19 protein-coding genes are annotated in these 17,654 nt (G+C 55.7%); 6 read left to right on the plus strand and 13 right to left on the minus strand.

The window, feature by feature from the left end; all coding sequences use genetic code 11:
* A partial coding sequence (locus tag AC5EFR_RS03515) for a 2-isopropylmalate synthase (RefSeq protein ID WP_493574578.1) occupies positions 1–978 on the plus strand: 978 nt, incomplete at its 5' end.
* Positions 979–1,032: 54 nt separating this feature from the next.
* On the opposite strand, the gene AC5EFR_RS03520 is transcribed toward AC5EFR_RS03515, so the two are convergent.
* Positions 1,033–1,344, minus strand: a complete 312-nt coding sequence (locus AC5EFR_RS03520; RefSeq protein ID WP_493574579.1) for a hypothetical protein — start codon at positions 1,342–1,344, stop codon at positions 1,033–1,035.
* A 144-nt stretch (positions 1,345–1,488) separates the two neighbouring features.
* Here AC5EFR_RS03520 and AC5EFR_RS03525 point away from each other — a divergent pair, with 144 nt between their 5' ends.
* Both AC5EFR_RS03525 and AC5EFR_RS03530 read left to right on the plus strand, forming a co-directional pair.
* A complete protein-coding gene (locus tag AC5EFR_RS03525) occupies positions 1,489–2,679 on the plus strand; it encodes an endonuclease/exonuclease/phosphatase family protein (protein WP_493574580.1) in 1,191 nt (396 codons plus the stop codon).
* 78 nt (positions 2,680–2,757) lie between these two features.
* Complete coding sequence (locus AC5EFR_RS03530) at positions 2,758–3,195, plus strand: hypothetical protein (protein WP_493574581.1); 438 nt, start codon at positions 2,758–2,760, stop codon at positions 3,193–3,195.
* Between the two features lie 5 nt (positions 3,196–3,200).
* Here AC5EFR_RS03530 and AC5EFR_RS03535 read toward each other — a convergent pair whose 3' ends face one another.
* Both AC5EFR_RS03535 and AC5EFR_RS03540 read right to left on the minus strand, forming a co-directional pair.
* A complete protein-coding gene (locus AC5EFR_RS03535) occupies positions 3,201–3,713 on the minus strand; it encodes an alkylphosphonate utilization protein (RefSeq protein ID WP_493574582.1) in 513 nt (170 codons plus the stop codon).
* Between the two features lie 22 nt (positions 3,714–3,735).
* Positions 3,736–4,722, minus strand: a complete 987-nt coding sequence (locus AC5EFR_RS03540) for a 2-hydroxyacid dehydrogenase (RefSeq protein WP_493574583.1) — start codon at positions 4,720–4,722, stop codon at positions 3,736–3,738.
* A 122-nt stretch (positions 4,723–4,844) separates the two neighbouring features.
* Between AC5EFR_RS03540 and AC5EFR_RS03545 the strand changes: the two genes are divergently transcribed.
* On the plus strand, positions 4,845–5,327 hold the full coding sequence (locus tag AC5EFR_RS03545; protein ID WP_493574607.1) for an SH3 domain-containing protein: 483 nt from the start codon (positions 4,845–4,847) through the stop codon (positions 5,325–5,327).
* Positions 5,328–5,348: 21 nt separating this feature from the next.
* Here AC5EFR_RS03545 and AC5EFR_RS03550 read toward each other — a convergent pair whose 3' ends face one another.
* From AC5EFR_RS03550 to AC5EFR_RS03585, 8 genes are all read right to left on the minus strand, one after another.
* Positions 5,349–6,413, minus strand: coding sequence for a Hint domain-containing protein (locus AC5EFR_RS03550; RefSeq protein WP_493574584.1), 1,065 nt, complete (start codon positions 6,411–6,413; stop codon positions 5,349–5,351).
* Positions 6,414–6,567: 154 nt separating this feature from the next.
* Entirely contained in the window at positions 6,568–7,479 is a 912-nt protein-coding gene (locus AC5EFR_RS03555; RefSeq protein WP_493574585.1) for a lipid A-modifier LpxR family protein, read from the minus strand.
* Positions 7,480–7,585: 106 nt separating this feature from the next.
* Positions 7,586–8,908, minus strand: coding sequence for a UDP-glucose dehydrogenase family protein (locus tag AC5EFR_RS03560; protein WP_493574586.1), 1,323 nt, complete (start codon positions 8,906–8,908; stop codon positions 7,586–7,588).
* A gap of 180 nt (positions 8,909–9,088) precedes the next feature.
* Entirely contained in the window at positions 9,089–10,825 is a 1,737-nt protein-coding gene (locus AC5EFR_RS03565) for a KpsE/RkpR family capsule polysaccharide export protein (protein WP_493574587.1), read from the minus strand.
* Positions 10,803–11,462, minus strand: coding sequence for an ABC transporter ATP-binding protein (locus tag AC5EFR_RS03570; RefSeq protein ID WP_493574588.1), 660 nt, complete (start codon positions 11,460–11,462; stop codon positions 10,803–10,805). The genes AC5EFR_RS03565 and AC5EFR_RS03570 overlap by 23 nt, the downstream gene beginning before the upstream one ends.
* A 153-nt stretch (positions 11,463–11,615) precedes the next feature.
* Positions 11,616–12,899 carry a Na+/H+ antiporter NhaA gene (locus tag AC5EFR_RS03575; RefSeq protein WP_493574589.1) on the minus strand — a complete coding sequence of 428 codons (1,284 nt, stop codon included), beginning with the start codon at positions 12,897–12,899 and terminating at the stop codon, positions 11,616–11,618.
* Between the two features lie 151 nt (positions 12,900–13,050).
* Positions 13,051–14,076: a permease gene (locus AC5EFR_RS03580; RefSeq protein WP_493574590.1), complete on the minus strand. Its 1,026-nt coding sequence runs from the start codon at positions 14,074–14,076 to the stop codon at positions 13,051–13,053.
* The gene (locus AC5EFR_RS03585; RefSeq protein WP_299926809.1) at positions 14,069–14,413 is read right to left on the minus strand and encodes an ArsR/SmtB family transcription factor; all 345 of its coding nucleotides are present in this window, start codon (positions 14,411–14,413) and stop codon (positions 14,069–14,071) included. Before AC5EFR_RS03585 ends, AC5EFR_RS03580 begins: the two co-directional genes overlap by 8 nt.
* Positions 14,414–14,513: 100 nt before the next feature.
* On the opposite strand from AC5EFR_RS03585, the gene AC5EFR_RS03590 reads away from it, so the two are divergent.
* Together AC5EFR_RS03590 and AC5EFR_RS03595 are read left to right on the plus strand one after the other, a co-directional pair.
* Positions 14,514–15,098 (plus strand): uracil-DNA glycosylase family protein, encoded by a 585-nt coding sequence (locus AC5EFR_RS03590; protein ID WP_493574591.1) that lies wholly within the window; start codon positions 14,514–14,516, stop codon positions 15,096–15,098.
* Entirely contained in the window at positions 15,091–15,879 is a 789-nt protein-coding gene (locus AC5EFR_RS03595; protein WP_493574592.1) for an SseB family protein, read from the plus strand. The genes AC5EFR_RS03590 and AC5EFR_RS03595 overlap by 8 nt, the downstream gene beginning before the upstream one ends.
* Here the strand turns inward: AC5EFR_RS03595 and AC5EFR_RS03600 are convergent.
* Together AC5EFR_RS03600 and AC5EFR_RS03605 are read right to left on the minus strand one after the other, a co-directional pair.
* Positions 15,872–16,876: a P1 family peptidase gene (locus tag AC5EFR_RS03600; protein WP_493574608.1), complete on the minus strand. Its 1,005-nt coding sequence runs from the start codon at positions 16,874–16,876 to the stop codon at positions 15,872–15,874. The two genes, AC5EFR_RS03595 and AC5EFR_RS03600, sit on opposite strands and share 8 nt — an antisense overlap.
* Positions 16,877–16,909: 33 nt before the next feature.
* Entirely contained in the window at positions 16,910–17,650 is a 741-nt protein-coding gene (locus tag AC5EFR_RS03605; protein ID WP_493574593.1) for an SDR family oxidoreductase, read from the minus strand.
* Positions 17,651–17,654: the final 4 nt, after the last annotated feature.

Consider the following 17,654-nt stretch of genomic DNA (forward strand, 5'->3'; position numbering starts at 1 on the left):
GCCGATGAGGTTGTCTTTGCCACGCACTGTCACAACGATCTTGGCATGGCGACGGCAAACGCGCTGGCCGCTGTCGAAGGCGGTGCCCGTCAGATTGAATGCACCATCAACGGCCTTGGAGAACGCGCCGGTAACACCGCGCTCGAAGAGGTGGTTATGGCGCTCAAGATCCGCGGTGACATCATGCCGTTTGAGACCAATATCGACACCAAGAAAATCATGCATATCTCCCGCCGTGTTGCGACTGTCGCGGGCTTTCCGGTTCAGTTCAACAAGGCGATTGTTGGCAAAAATGCCTTTGCCCACGAGAGCGGCATCCATCAGGATGGCATGCTGAAAAACGCCGAAACCTTTGAAATCATGCGCCCCGAAGATGTGGGGCTGGCGGGGACGTCCTTGCCATTGGGCAAACACTCGGGCCGCGCTGCTTTGCGCGCCAAGCTCAAAGAGCTCGGAATTGAGGTCGGAGACAACCAGCTCAAGGATATCTTTGTTCGGTTCAAGGAACTGGCGGATCGCAAGAAAGAGGTGTTTGACGACGACATTCTCGCGCTGGTGTCCACCGCCGAGGACGATGAGACTCAGCTGAAGCTGGTCAATATGCGGGTGGTTTGCGGCACCGGTGGCAAGGCCGAGGCCGAGCTTGAGATGGAGATCGACGGCCAAGATGTGACGGCGACCTGCAAAGGGGACGGCCCGGTTGATGCCACCTTCCGTGCAGTGCGCGAATTGCACCCCAACACCGCACGCCTGCAGCTCTATCAGGTTCATGCCGTCACCGAAGGCACCGATGCGCAGGCGACGGTTTCCGTTCGTCTCGAAGAAGATGGCAACATCGCCACCGGCCAATCCGCCGATACCGATACGGTTGTCGCCTCGGCCAAGGCCTATATCCAGGCGTTGAACCGCCTTTTGGTACGCCGCTCCAAGGTTGGCCCCGGCGCTGATACCAAGGAAATCAGCTACAAGGACGTCTAAATCCACTGATCAACCGGAGACCGTTTGATGCGGTCTCCGGATTTCCAAATGCCGTTACGAACAGTATTTGACCGAAGCTTTCTGCATTCTTTTCAACTGCTTTTTCACGCGGGCGCGACCGGGCAGTTTCTCTAAAGCCGCCATATTGTTCGTTCCATTGTACCAAGCGTCAAACATGAGCGCCTTGATGTCATCATCCAAGGTTTGATCAGCGACTTGGTACATACAATGGCATTGTTGCTGGGTTTTTCCGCCTGCACGTCCCTCTGAGACCATCTTTTTACATGTTTGTTGTGCGCTGGGCGCGGCCTGCGCAAACGTGGCTGTAACACAGGCAATCAGGCCAATACTTATCAATAATTTCAAAATCCTACCCTCAAATCAGACTACCCGTATGATCTATAGTTGTACCAAGTCCAAAGTCAAAACCCGTTTGATCGTGGCTTTCCCTCTTGCCGCTTCGGCGTCAATCATGATGATCACACTCAAACGCATCGCACAGGCCGCATCATGACCCAATTCACCATTGCCTCTTTCAACGTCAAAAACCTGATTGGTGCGGATAAGGAATACTACAAATTCCAAACCTACACGCCCGAGGAATACGCGTGGAAACAGGATTGGTTGGCCGATCAATTGCTCACCATGAACGCAGATATTGTCGGGTTTCAGGAGATTTTTGAGGAAGAAGCCCTTCAAGCGGTTCTGGATGAGGCCTCGGAACGCGCAGATGCCTTGAACGCGGCATCGGTTCCGGATCGTTCTAAGCGATATCACCGCAAGGCCATTTTCCGGCGCTTGGCGGTCGCGCCTTATCGTGATGCCGAAGTTGCCTTTGCCCCCAATGCCGCCGACAGCGGTGAACCGGGTCAACGTCGCCCCGGATTGGCGATCTTGTCTCGGTTCGGGTTCGCAGAACCGCCAGAGATCATCCAAGACCTCGCCGAACCGCTCGACATCCCGTTTTCCGCCTTGCGCGGAATGGAAGACGACGCCGGGCATTTCCGGTTGCGCCGCGTGTCGCGTCCAATCCTCAAAGCCCGCATCCCGGTTGGGGATCAGATCATCACGGTTTTCAACTGCCACCTGAAATCCAAGCTGGGCGAATATGACGGCCCTGGCCCGGCCGATCTTACACAATATGACCCGATGGGTCGCGCCATGGGCGCGTTGCGCGCCGGGCTACGCCGCATGGCCGAGGCTTGGGTACTGCGCCGAGAAATCCTTAAGGAGATCGACCTTGGTCGGCCAGTCATGGTCATGGGGGATTTCAACGACGGCGAACATGCCGTCAGCTCCGAGATCATCTCCGGCGAAACCCCGTTCAAGAATTACGCCTGGATGTTGCGTCACGATGCCGAGCATTCCGGTGATCGTTATAGCGATGCGGAAAACGAACAGATCACCGAGGACATCACCGCTCGGAAACTACATTCGGCGGAAAAGCTATTTGTGCGTAAATCCGCGCGCGACATGGTTTATACGACGGCCTTTGGTGGCGTATTTGAAAGCATCGACCAGATTTACATGTCTCGCCATTTTCACCCGGATTTTGCAGGCCGCATAGGTGAGATGGAGTATTTCAGCGTGTTCAACGACCACCTCACCGACGGCAGCCACCCCGAAGCGCCCTATAACAAACTTGCCTCAGATCATGGTCAGATTATGGCCCATATGTCACTAGGAGGTGACGCCAACTAAAGTCACCCTACGTCGTGTGTTTTCTGTCGACCAGCTAAGGCTTTAGTTTGGCAATCGTGTAACACAAAGGATGAAACGGTGCCCATTTCGGTTGAGGTCTATTCAGAGCAACGATTGTTGCGAACGGTTTATACCGGTTCTGTATCGGTTGCCGATGTGTCCGCAGCATACCAGAGGTTTTTGGCAACACCCGGCGCAGAAAAGGTGAAATACGCCCTGAATGATCTACGTGCTTTGGACGAACTCAAGGTGTTTTACGACGCGGCGGCGGTCATGGCTGATCTTGTCGCTTCAGACGGGGACGACATGGCGGATCCGTGGGACATTGCCATTGTAACCAGCAATACCGGGCACTATCCGCTCTTGCTCGATTACGCAGCGCGTATTGATGAAACCAGTCGGGTGCGCTGCAAAGTCTTGCAGGATATTCCGGCCGCAATTGCGTGGTTCGGCCTTGAACAGAACGCTTTTGGCGTGCTGCTCCCCGAGTTGACCCTCACACCGCAAACGCCCTGACGCCGTTAGGCTTTTTTCACAAACTTGGTCAAGATAACAATCCGTTGGCCTTCGACCCGGCCGGCAATGTGTTCGGCATTGTCCATCTCAAGGGAAATCTTGCGCACCGCAGTCCCTTGTTTTGCGGTGAACCCCGCCCCTTTGACTGGCAGGGCTTTGATCAGCGTGACGGTGTCACCGTTTTGTAGGACCGTTCCGTTCACATCCCGATGCACGATGGCATTTTCATCCGGCAAACCGGCCTTGGCGATCTCCAAAAGCTCAGATTCCAGATAGGCAATGTCCAGCAAATCACGCGCCCATGCGGCATCGAGGCGAGACAACAATCGGTAAGCCAAAACCTGGACCGGCGCGTCTGTGCTCCAAATTGCGTCGTTCAAACATTGCCAATGCGGCGCATCTTTGGGGCCGTCATCGACGCCAGCCCGGCATGTCGCGCATAGGTCAACAGGGACATCACACCCCAACACGTCAACCGTCGCGGTTTCCGCTGCTTTGCATAAAACGCAATTGGCCATGATGTGTTCCCTCAAATGATGCCTAGAGCATCGCAGGCACTACCTGATCCGGTGGGCGGTGGCCATCGGCAAATGTCTTGACATTGATGATAACCTTTTCACCCATCTCAACCCGCCCTTCTTCGGTTGCCGACCCCATATGGGGCAACATCACGACGTTGGGCATATTACGCAGATCTGGGTTCCCCTTGATGCCGTGTTGGTAAACGTCCAATCCGGCCCCGGCCAATTCCCCGGCCTTGAGCATGCGTGTAAGAGCGTTTTCGTCGATCACTTCGCCACGCGATGTGTTGATAATCACTGCGCTGGGCTTGAGGAGCTTAAGGCGGCGAGCGTTAAGCAAATGATACGTGCTGGGGGTCGAGGGGCAATTAACGCTGATCACGTCCATGCGCGCCGCCATTTGGTCAAGGCTATCCCAATAGGTCGCTTGCAAACTGTCCTCAACCTCAGGGCGTAGGCGGTGGCGATTGTGATAGTGAATTTGCATACCAAACGCCGCCGCGCGGCGAGCAACGGCTTGACCAATGCGGCCCATGCCCAAAATACCCAATCGGCGCCCACCCAAGCGACCGCCAAGGAAGGCCGTCGGTGCCCAGCCTTGCCAATCACCGGCCTGCATCACGGCAAGCCCTTCTTGAATGCGGCGAGTCACGCCTAGCATCAACGCAAGGACCATATCGGCGGTGTCTTCGGTAACCACGCCGGGGGTGTTAGAAACCAAAATGCCGCGCTGACGGGCTGTCGACACGTCGATGTGATCAAAGCCCGCCCCGAAATTGGCGATCAACTTCATCTGTGGCCCAGCTTGTCCAATCAAACCGGCATCAATTTTGTCGGTGACCGTTGGGACGAGAACATCCGCTGTTTGAACAGCTTGGACGAGTTCGTCGCGCGTCATTGGGGTGTCGCTGTCTCGCAGTGAGACATCAAACAACTCTTTCAGACGTGTTTCTACGACCTCTGGCAAGCGTCGCGTCACAACAACACTTATACGTTTTGATGACATACAGGCTCTCCCCCAACTTCCATGATTGCCCCTTGTTCCGCTAAACTGCACCCGGATCGGACGAGGCACAAGAACCCCGCCGAAATAATCGCGAGCAGGAAACGAATATGTTCTGGAAGACCATGGCCTTTGGCCTTGTTTTCATAGTGTTTGGCAATCTTGTCGCAGCTGGACAAGACAAAGGGCCGGTCACCAATTTGCCGCTCCCACGCTTTGTGTCGATGAAGGCGAACGAAGGAAACGTACGCCGCGGCCCGTCTCTCACCCATCGAATTGATTGGGTATACAAGCGCCGCGACATGCCGTTGGAGATCACCGCCGAACACGGCCATTGGCGTCGGGTGCGCGACCGCGATGGCGCGGGCGGATGGGTGCACTATTCGCTTTTGTCGGGCGTGCGCACGGTGATTGTCGAAAAGGATTTTCTACAATTACATCAACGAGCTGACCCGAACACCCCAGTCAAAGCTCAGCTCGAACTCGGTGTGATCGCGCGCTTGGGTGAATGCGGGGCAACATGGTGCCACCTAACCGCAGGCGGCTACAACGGCTGGGCTCCAAAAACCGCACTTTGGGGCGTTTCCCCGGATGAAATACGCGAATAAGTGACGGGGCCTGACGCTTTGTCAGGCCACTTCGTGGAGCAAGATCGCGGCTTCCGAGCTCGACAGATTACGCCGCGCGTATGATCCGTAGACATGCGGATTTTCCGCCACTTGCGGCAAACGCTCGATCAAACGCGAGCGATCATTGTCATGAATTGTCGACAGCGCGGTGTTCGCAGGATGGAAGCTTTCGGTTTCGATCCCATTCGCAAAGAGCACTTCATGGCGTGGCAACATCATATGGACATAGGTGACTTCACGTAGCTGCGTATCACGTACCACACTGTTTCCATTCACCAAATCCCGCGCTGCGACCAACACTTCCGGCGTATTGAAGAGCGCGCGAGCAACGACCCCTTTGACCAACATCCGGTGTTCGGGCGAGACGATGATTTCCTCATCCGGCTCACCAATGCCAAAGGCACCAGGGCGAATACGGATCGGGCGCAGTTTCGGCATCGCAAACAGACGCGCACCGGTCATACGGCGGCTGCCGATCCATTGGATTTGCTGTGCGCCGCTGTCCTTGGTTTGCACCATGTCACCTTCGCGCAACTCTTCAATCGCAATGGCACCGTGCGGTGTCATGATTTTGGTGCCCGGCGTAAAACAAATCACCCCGCTGGCTTGCTCACCCGGGGCCTGGCCGCGTGCCGCTTCGATATTGTGATGGACAACCCAGAGTTCACGGCCCTTTGGCGGCAACTCATCAAGGAACATCAACAAAGGCCGCGCGCCATCACCAACTTCGATCAATGTGACGGTGTAGCTTTGACTGCCGTCCGTCACAACAAAGCTGCTGTCGCGCAGCGGGTGTTCAACATCAACCGTGTCTACACGCGGCTGATGTGTCACGGCCGCGCCAACTAGGCGTCTGACCATGCGCGCTGCGCGTCTTCGAATATCGGCTTCGCCATCTGCCTGATCGAGCCGCAAGATTGATGTAGGTCCATCAACCCGAACAGCTTCACCCAGCCAAGACCATGCGGCCCCGACGGTAAGTGATGACGGTGGTGCGGCCTGAAGACCGTCTATTTCCGTCTGCGACCAAGAAATGACGAACGTGCCTCGATAGCCCGTTCCCATACCTGTCTGCCTGCCTCGTTTTTTTATTTTATTAAGGATAAGTTAACGAATTGGCTGCGGGCTGGGAAGTCATTGATTGCCCGCAATAATGCTGAAATAATCTCAACTTCTAGATGTGTGTTTCCTCCGCAACACTCTCTGATTCTATCTAGCGTCAAAATTTGACGCGTAACCGAATTGATCCAACCATCTGGCCTTCGTCTTGCCCTTTAAACTCTTCGGACAAATAGGTGACACCGAAAAAAGTTGCATTGCGCTCGCCTTGCCAATGAATCCCGGCGCGAAGGCGCGTCCGCGTTTCCTCAACCGCATAGCCACGATCCTCCGGGAGGAAGACACTGCTATCGACCCAAGCCAAGTCACCGCCAAGGACGTATGACATGCCCGGAACGTACTCATAAACACTTCGGTAACGCTGCCCCGTCACCGGGTCACGGACCAAAAGCTCGCCTTGTCCGACCGGACCAAATGTGAGGTCCGCCCCGACACGCGCCAAGGTTTCTGCGCCCCAACGCAGCTCAGAGAACGGTCTGATAACGCCTTGCCCGACCGCAAACTGACGACCGGTTTCTCCAACAAACGTCGGGTGAAAACCATCTTCGATTTGGTCATCGAGTACCGACGGTTTCGCCGGGTTCTGTTGCAACACATCGTGTATTGCGGTGTGTAAATCCCCCAAACCGGTTTGGGGCCCAGTCACGACCAAATCCGCACCTAGTGCAAACTCGGTACCACCACGTTGAAAATGTGTGTGTAGTCCCAGCGACAAAGCCCCGGCAAAGGGGCGGTCCCCGTCTTCAGGATTGCGGAAATTTTCGGGCGTTATGACCTGACCACCCAAGCGATATTCCAAGATATCAAAGGGTTGGTCCGGCAAGAACCCGTTCCACCCATATCCTACGACACGGCTCGAAGCGACAGACCCAGATTGCCAACGGTCTTTGAAATCGCCCAGAAGATCATTGGAAACCAGCCGTCCATGGCCAAGCATCTCACGCCCTTCGGCGGAGACGGAGTGGACACAACCGAACACAGCGACAAGCGCCATGGCAAATAAGCGGATCATAAAATCCTCAGCATTCGTGCCCCCCCGGGCACGTAAGGCCTAACATGCGAAGCGAGGCGCTCACAGAGGCGGCAAATGATTTGCCGTTACCTGTGGCGCCGTCCCCTCAGTCGCGTGTAAACCCCTCGCGGCCAATGCTCTCATAGCCGGTGAAACCTGCACGTTTGGCGTCTTTGACCGTATAAACATTGCGTAAGTCGGCCATGTGAGGCGTGGCCATTTTGTTGGCGATTTTTTTCAGATCGAGTGCACGGAATTCGTTCCATTCCGTCAAAATGACCAGCAAATCGGCATTTTGGGCGGCTTTGTAGGGGTCTTCGATCCAATGCACGCCGGGCAACAACGCCTCTCCTTCGTGCTGGCCTTGTGGGTCACAGGTGCGCACCTTGGCTCCGCCTCCAACCAGCGCCGGTACAATGGTTAGGGCCGGGGCATCGCGCATATCGTCGGTGTTTGGCTTAAACGTAACGCCCAGAACCGCTACCGTCTTGCCATTGAAAGAGCCGCCACACAGATCAAGCAACTTGTCGATCATCCGACGCTTGACCTCTTCGTTGACTTTAATCACCGCCTCGGTGATCTGCATTGGGCTGGCATGTTCCTGGCCGATACGCGCCAAGGCTTTGGTATCTTTTGGAAAACACGAACCACCGTACCCAGGGCCAGCGTGCAAGAACTTGTTGCCGATCCGATTGTCCATGCCCATGCCCTTTGACACCTGTTTGACATCGGCCCCGACTTTTTCACACAACGCGGCGATTTCATTGATGAAGGTGATCTTGGTCGCAAGGAAGGCATTTGCCGCATATTTGATCATCTCGGCGCTTTCCAAATCGGTCGTCACAATCGGAAATTCGCGGAGGTAAAGCGGGCGATAAATCTCGGCCATGACTTCGGCGGCACGCTCATTTTGCACACCGACAACCACGCGATCGGGCTTCATGAAATCGTCAATTGCAGCCCCTTCACGTAGGAACTCAGGGTTGCTGGCGACATCGAACTCGAGGTCAGGGTTGGCTTTGGCGATGGTTTGTTTGACCTGACGATTGGTGCCGACGGGCACAGTGGATTTGGTCACAACCACCACGTAATCGCTGGCCGCTTTGGCGATTTCTTCGGCTGCGGCCATTACATAGGTCAAATCCGCATGGCCATCCCCGCGCCGCGTCGGCGTGCCGACCGCAATGAAAACCGCCTCGGCCCCGTCAATTGCCTCGTTGAGATCAAGCGTAAAGCTGAGCCGACCTGCCTCAACGTTCTTCGCCATCAAGGCATCAAGGCCAGGCTCGTAAATCGGCACTTCGCCGCGCTCAAGCATCTCGATTTTCTTGGGGTCTTTGTCGACACAGATAACCTCGTGCCCGAAATCCGAAAAACAGACGCCCGAAACAAGGCCCACATAGCCCGTGCCGATCATTGCGATTTTCATGAGAGCTGCCCTTTGCCCAGATTGTTTGGGCTCAAATGGCCCCCTAGGCCTCATCTTGTCAATGTCGCAGGCGCATTATTCGAGCCGTCTATAGCTGGGCTTAAACGCGTAACAGCAATGGGCCGCGGCACTGAAAACACAGTGCAACGGCCTTTGCTTTAGAGCTTTGAGATGATTGCCTTAGCTAGAAACCTGTTCGCGCAAGATAGAGGCAGTCAGCGAAATCATCAGATAAATGCCACCGAAAATCAGAAACGCGAGGGCCGTATTTTCGAACTTGCGCGGATAAGACGGATCTTCGGAGGCTACCGGTTCAACCGAGGTTGTCAGATAGCGGGCCTGTGTCGAGGCCTCTCGCCGCGCTTGCTCCAAAGTCTGCAAAGCGGTCTGTAACATGAGATCTCGGGTTGCTAAATCGGCTTGTGCCAACTGGATCTGCGCTGCTTTTTCGGCCAATGAATCTTCACCCGTCGTCGCCGAGACCATTTTGGCGTTCAGTTCGGCCAACAATGCCTCTAGTCGCCGAACATCGCCGCGCGCACCGTCAACTTTCGCTCGGTTTGGACGGGAGTTGTCTAGCAACGCTTGAAGTTGCAGGCGTTTTTCTTGCAGTTGCAATTCGTAGGTGTTGATCTGCGACCGAAGGGCCGCAATTTGTGCCTCGGGATCAACCGCATTGGAATCTTGCTGCAAGCGCACCAGTTTTTCCTGCGCGTTGCGGCGCGAATTATCCGCATCCAAAAGACCTTGTTCGGCATCCTGAACCGCGTTTGATCGTTTGCGAAGGGACAAATTATCCACCCGCTCCTCTGCATATCCAATCAAGGCCTGGCTGAAATCCGTCGCAACCTGAGGGTCCGCGGCCATGATTTCCATGCGGATAACACCTTCTGTCGGGTCAAATCCGATTTCTACGTGACGTTTATAAAGCTTGTAAGCCTCTTCGTTAGACGGGTTTTCTTCAAGTCGCTGAATCGGGTCAATGTCTTGAGCCGTAAAATGTGATTTGAAACCAACATCCGCATCCAAACGCAACATGGCGTCCTTTGACTGCAAATAGCTTTGCACCGCAATCGCATCCTGTGCCGTTGCAAAGGGCGACCCGGCAAGGAAGCTAGGTTGCGCTCCGCCACCGTCGTTTTTCAGGATCAAAAACTCGGACTTGGTCGAATACATCGGTGTTGCCACAGCGTAAAAATAGTATCCGGCCAATAATGTCGGCAGCAGAACAAAGGCCGTCAGCCGTGTCAGCAAAAGCATCTGCTTTTTGCGACGCCGTGCGGCAAGTTCCTTTTGGATCTTCATGATCTCAATGGCACGACGCTCCGCCGGATTGGCCATTTCGGTCGACGGCAATTGTTGCTTTTCAAGCTGCACAGTTTGTGGCAGTTGCACCCTTCCGTCGGGCTTTTGAGGAACTTGGTCGGCCTCTTCTGGTTTGACCAGTTCGAGCATGTTTGTCCGCTGGAACGGATCAATCCCCTTTACGCGCAGCAAGCGAACAGCGTCAAAATCAGACGTCGGGGCCAAACCATGCTTTTGTGCAACCCGGCGGGCCATTCGTAACTGGCGTCCGGTCAACCCTTCGCGCCGAATGGCATCTAGGTCTGTTTCCGATGCGACCTGTGCGGCGGTCTCAACTTGCCCTGCCATAGATGGCTGAGGAGCTTGGGCCTGAGGCTGGGCTTGGGCTTGCGCCTGAGGCCGGGCCTGTGGTGGGGCCTGTGGTTGGGGTGCTGCCGACCGCGGGGCTTGGGAGGCGAGTTGTTCTGCAATCGCCTGAGCCGCACCAGACCGTTGCCCAACGGCACGCGGTTGCGCCGGAGCTTGCTGTTGCGGAGCGGCCTGCGCTGCCGGAGTTTCGGCCGCCGGTGACCGGCGGATGCGGAACTTCTTAGCCTTGGGTTTCGTAGTCATAGAGCTGTTTCGCTTCTTCCAAGGTGTCAAACATATGCAATTTGCCATCCATCAGGACGGCGGCCTTGCGGGCGAATTTTTCCAAAATCTTCGGCTGGTGCGACACGATGATGATCGTAGTTGTCCGCAACCGCTCTGCGAGGATGTCCCCGGCTTTTTGATTGAACTCCACATCGGTGGAGTTGGGCATACCTTCGTCGATCAAATAGATGTCGAAATCCAGTGCCAACATCAGCGAAAAGGTAAACCGAGACCGCATACCAGAGGAGTAGGTGCCGATAGGCTGGTCGAAATACTCTTTGAGACCACAAAGCCAACGGCAAAAGGATTCGACATAGTCTGGATCAAGCCCGTACATGCGCGCAATGAACCGCGCATTTTCTCGGGCGGAAATTTTAGACACAACCCCGCCCATGAATCCCAAGGGAAAAGACACGCGGCAATCACGACGCACTTCGCCTTCATCGGGTTTCTCTAGGCCCGCCATCATCTTGATCAATGTGGTTTTGCCGGTGCCATTTGGCGCAAGAATGCCAAGCGACTCTCCTAAGTTCACACGGAAAGACGCGCGATCAAGGATAACCTTGCGCTGCGTTCCAGTCCAAAAGGACTTGCTGACCATGTCAAATTCCAACATCTGGGTTGCCCCGGCTCTGCTCGTTACCGCCCTTTTAGCGGGCTTTCCTTAGGTCTAGGTGCAGACTAGGGCCATATTATGACCAGAATTGGAAACAAAAACAACGTAGGCCCCAAAACGGGGCCTACATGCGCAACAATTCTACGCGGATTTTTAGATGTCTTGTTTTTGAACGCGGGTCACTTTGCCTGCAATTATGGATACAATTGCCGCCGCAAAGCTGAATAGCGCGCCCATTTTCGCAGCATCTTGAACCGGACCGGCGTCAAAAGCGACCGTGGCCACAAAGAGCGAGACGGTAAAGCCGATCGCCGCGACACAACCAATGACGACAAGGTCGATGATCCGCATCCCCTGCGGGATGCCAAGTTTGAGCGGCACAGCAGCGAACCAACCAAACAGCAAGATTCCAACCGGTTTACCGATCAGAAGACCGGCCAAAACCAACCATGTCGCATCGCCCATCGACGAGAATTCAACTCCTGCATTCAACAAACCAAAGAAGAACAAAATGATCTCAACGGGATGTTTGAGCGCGTGCTCAACCATATTGAGGAGGTCGGTCAAATGTGCTTCGGCCGCAGCAAACATGCCAAAGGCCCGGTCGGCATGAGGCAATGTTGGAACGATCGGCAACAGGCCCAGCGCCGGGTGGAGACCGGACATCATAAAGCCGTACCAGCTCGCACATGCGGCTATCAGGTAAGGCCAAAAGGACAAGTATTTGCGCACCCACGTCGAATTTGGACGGTCCTGATTCCCGCGATCCATACGACGCGGTAGCCAGTTGGCAAGAATGTACACACCAACGGCAGCAAACAAAGACAGACCCAGCCATTCAGGGGCCAAATCGCCAGACGGGTAGAAAATCGCCAGAATGATCAAGCCAGCTGCATCATCTGCGATCGCAAGCAAAAGCAAGAAGCGAACCGCCGGGTGACCCGCGCCAAAGACCAAACGCCCGACCAGATAACTAAACGCGATGTCGGTCGCGGTTGGGATCGCCCAACCGTTGGCAACGGCATTATATGTATCGGACCCCATAATTGCCGCCAGTCCAAGATAAACACCAATCGGGCCAAACATACCGCCTGCTGTGGCAAACAACGGTGTCGCCGCCCTCTTGCCGCGCAGGCTGCCATTTTCGAGTATCACCGCCTCCCAGACTTCTTTTGCCGCAATGGCAAAGAACAACGCCATCAGGACGTCGTTCACCAAATAATGCAGGGTCAGTGTACGGTGCCCATCGTGCATATGCCCGATAGGTGCATGATCCCAAATCACAAACTCGACAAAGTGGTGATAGGTATCGGCCCAATAATGCGGTTGTCCCGCCACTGGTGCCAAAGCATCAAGGTTTGCCCATACGAGCGCGATCAACGCACCGAAAATCAAAAGCAGTGAATAGTTAGTCAGGAAGTTCCAGACGCGATACATGAGGTCTCCTCAAAGGCCGAATAGCGTGGATTTCGGATGGATTTAACGGAGTGTTACCTCTAGGGCAACGCGAAGCAAGCCCATCACACAACATTATGGCCGCCGCTCAAGCAACTGAACGGCGGCTTCGGTCCCTCTAGGATGCTCTTTTTTAGGCTATGGCCCCCCATGCGAGGCCTGCAATCACCGACCCAACAAGTGCAAATCCAAGATAGGCGGCAAACACTTTGGGTTTGACCAGCGCCCAAACCGCGATGGCGGCCGGGATGCAGCTTACGCCACCGGCGAGCATAAAGCTCATCGCCGCACCAGGTGCCATGCCCATTGCCAGCAGCTCTTTGACAAGCGGCACCGCCGCGTAGCCGTTCAGGTAGGCCGGCATGCCAACAAAGGCACCAATCAAAATCGGCTGGACCCCATCGCCACCCAGCAGCTGAGCAACAAGAGACGCGGGCACATGGCGGATCATGATCGCTTCAATAAGGTAAGCCAAGGTCAGCCATTTAAACAGAAACAGCGCATTGGTTAGGGCCGTGCTACGAAAGGTTTCGATCCGATCCGACTCTGTCCAAAACGTCCACTGTGGCTTGCCGGAAAACGGTTTTTTGACACCGCAACATCCCCCGACTTGCGGTTTCTCGCGCAATGGGTCGGTAAAGACGGCTGTGTTTTTCAACATCATGGTCCCCATCCCACCAAGTAGGCCGATACCAACGGCGGCAAACATTTTGGCGGTCGCGAATTCAAAGCCGAGGCCACCTGCGGTGATCGAAAACATCGCAGGATCCATCAAGGGGGACGAAATCCAGAACGCCATGACCGCGCTTAGCGGGGCTCCGACGGCCAAGAGAGCCGCAATAAAGGGAATGACTTCGCATGAGCAGAAGGGAGACAGCCCCCCCAAAAGCGCCGCAAGAAAGATCATGCGGGTTTCGCGCCCCTCAAATGCCTTGGCCAAGAGGTTTTCCGCCCCCGTCGCCTTGAGATAAGCGACGGCCAGAACCGCAAACAAAATAAATGGCGCGGTGTTCAAAAGCGCCTTGGCGGTGAACTCAACAGTTGGCCAGAATTCATGCGTTTCAAACAGGGCAACAGCCAGCAAAATAACAGCCGTAGCCAGCCAAGCCTTGGACAGTTTCGGCCAACGTGGCCCCTGAGAGTGAGTGATATCAGCCATGACGATGATCCTTGTCAGGTTGGTCGCAATCAGCGCAGCACTGGCGCAACAAATATTCCGAGAGCGCTTCGACCTCGGCGTAATCGGCCCCGGCGCATATTGTGCTGCGGCCCTTTTTCTCTTGTTTCACCAGCCCGGCAGCCGACAAAATTTTCAAATGGTGGGTCAAGGTCGACCCGGTTATCCCGGTCCGTTCGCCCAATTCGCCGATCGACAACCCATCCGGTCCGGCGCGCACCATTGTGTGCAACACTTGCAGGCGTTGTTCCGATCCAAGGGCCGCAAATTTGGACGCTGCGGTTTCGAGGGTGAGTGTGGGTGAGTCGATCATTTTCATATTTCTAGACTTATCGAAATAACGAGATGGCGCAAGAGTTATTTCGATAAATCTCGAAATGACGGGTGCACAAACGCGGTTTTCAAGCTATTTCAGGAAAATGGATGACCTCTTGAACGACATTCGCGCCTGTTTACTCTGTGCTGATCGGTTTGCATTGACCGAAACAAGCCATTCTCCACGCCCGGTTTTGCAAGTATCCAGCCACGCCAAGATACTTGTTGCCGGGCAAGCACCGGGAATGAAGGTGCATCTATCCGGGCGACCATTCACCGACCCGTCGGGTGATCGGCTGCGCGATTGGATGGGGGTCAATGAAGCGCAGTTTTATGATGCGTCGGAAATTGCCATCCTACCGATGGGATTTTGCTTTCCCGGCTACCGAAAAGGATCGGACCTGCCGCCTCCGGCGATATGCGCCAAAACATGGCGAGCGCAGGTGCTCGAGGCTATGCCAAACGTTCAATTGACGTTGCTGATCGGAGGCTATGCGCAGAAATGGCACTTGCCGGGTACGCAGGGCGTAAATGCCACCGTCGAGCGTTGGCGCGACTTTCTGCCCAACGCGATCCCCTTGCCCCATCCGTCCTGGCGCAATACCGCTTGGCTCAAACGCAATCCGTGGTTCGAGGCAGAGCTTTTGCCGGTTCTTCGCGCCCGCATCCAAGAGGTTCTGGATGACTGAAACTGTGATCGATACCGCCTACGCGGCGATGGACGCTGCCCCGCAAGACGATACCGCGCGGTTGCGGTTCTACGATGCTTTGGCAAGTGCTGAACTGTTCTTGATGCTCACCCAAGAACCAGAGGGCGATAGCATTTCACCCGAAGTGTTCGAGCTTCAGGATGCATCTTTTGTCTTGGTCTTTGATCGCGAAGACCGGATTTCACAATTTGCTGGTCGAGCGGTTCCTTATGCCGCCCTGCCCGGCCGGGCGTTGGCGCAAATGCTAAGCGGTCAAAACATCGGCTTGGCCCTGAACCCCGAAGTCGCCCCTTCCGAATTCCTGATGCCGCCAGAGGCCTTGGAATGGCTATCTGGCACTTTGGATCATGGACCAGAAGAGCGCGAAGCACGCCCCGAACGCCTATCGCCGCCGCGTGGCTTGCCCGACACGTTGATCACCGCGCTAGACACAAAACTGGCAAGCGCGGCGGGGCTGGCCCGCACGGCCTATTTAGCCGCTGTGACCTATGACGATGGCTCCCAAGGGCATTTGTTGGGCGTAACCGGCTCGGTCCCCGAGGCCCAGCGCGCCCTTGCCGGGGCCGTGAACGAGGCGCTGGTGTTTTCCGGGCTTGAGGCGGGTGTGCTAGACGTCACCTTTGTCGATGACAGCGATATTTTGGCCGCTGAATTGGCACGGGTTGCCTTGCGTTTTGACCTGCCTGAACCGCCGCAGCCGAAGAAGGTTGAACACGTCACCCCCGGTTCGGACCCAGATAGCCCACCGATCCTTAAATAAGGCCAAGATCCTGTTTCAAAGTCGGCAAAGTGTCACCGGATTCGGGCTGTGCCTCCCAAACTGCGCGGGAAATGGCACGCGCCAAACATAGGCTGGCGGCATGACCAATCGCGGCAAGTTCAATGCCCGGATCATCCAGTTGGCGGGCTCCGGTTGACGCGGCAAAAACCAAGTCGCCATCCATCGGAGTATGCGCGGGAACAATGGCCCGCGCCATTCCGTCATGGGCCGCAACTGCCATGCGGTGACATTGCGCCTTGTCCAGCGCGGCATCGGTGGCAACAATCGCGATAGTGGTGTTGCCTAGACTGGCCATCGCAGGAACCTTGCGACTTGGCGGCAGGGTGAGGTCGGGTTTTGGGTCCACGCCCAGCCCGCCGAATTCGCCATCCACCTCGAAAGCCGCGGCCCAGAAATGATGCCCGGACGGCGTGGTCACACTTCCCATCGGGTTAACCGCCACCAAGGCCCCAACTGTCACGCCACTTGGCAAGACAAGGCTGGCCGAGCCAAGACCCCCTTTGTGCATCGCCGTTTGCGCCCCGGCCCCGGCCCCAAATGTTCCAATTTCAAAATCCGTTTTGGCATCAATCAATGCGGCGCGACCCAGCGCCGGATAGGGGTTTTCGCCCCAATCTTTGTCACCGCCATTCAGCAGGTCGAAAATGATCGCCGCCGGAACAATGGGAACACGCGCCGACAAAACCGGAAATCCACGCCCCTGCTCATGCAACGCATCCATCACCCCCTGCGCCGAAGAAAGGCCAAAGGCGCTCCCCCCCGACAAAACCAAAGCATCCACACCGGGGGCAGATTTATCAGGGGCCAAAAGATCGGTTTCACGGGTGCCCGGCGCACCACCATGCACCGCGACCGAGGTGGTAAACGGCGCGTCTGACAGCAATACAGTTGTGCCGCTCTTGAGGTCTGGGTCTTGGGCGTTCCCAACCTTGAGGCCAGGAATATCGGTGATCAAATTGCGTTGGCCGGGGGTCATCATATGCCTTTCATCGGGGCGTTCGAAATGTTGTTAAATACAGCGACCACCGTCAACTTCCATACAAACACCGGTGACCATGCCGGCCTCGTCCGAACACAGGTAAAGCGCGGCGTTAGCAAGGTCTTCTGGGGTCGAAAACCGGCCCAACGGAATTGTCGACAGGAACTTCTCTCGTATTTCGGGCGTGTCCTCTCCCATGAAGCTTTTGAGCAACGGCGTTTCGCCCGCAACCGGGTTCAAAGCGTTGACGCGAATGCCTTCGGGCGCCAATTCAACGGCCATTGTGCGGGTCGCGGTGATCATCCACCCCTTCGACGCGTTGTACCAATTGAGCCGCGGTCGCGGTGACACGCCTGCGGTCGAGGCAACGTTTAATACTACCCCGCCGCCTTGGGCTTTGAATTGCGGAACAAGCGCCTTGGCGGTGAGGTAGACCGATTTGCAATTCACTGCAAAAACCCGGTCAAAATCGTCTTCTGACACGTCTTCCAATGGCGTCGGCAAATGGGTTATTCCGGCATTATTGACAAGGATATCAACCCCGCCCATTTCGGCGTTCGCCAAGGACACCATGTCTTTGACACTCGTGCCGCTGGCGACGTCGACGGTACACGCAATGCCACCATTGTCGGCCACAAAACCTTGGGCCGCGGCCCCGTTGATATCGGCCACAACAACCTGTGCGCCCTCAGTCAGAAATCGTTTGGCAATCCCGGCACCAAACCCCGACGCCGCACCGGTGACAATGGCGCGTTTCCCCTCAAGTCTCATCGCT

It is taken from the genome of Pelagimonas sp., assembly GCF_058892305.1.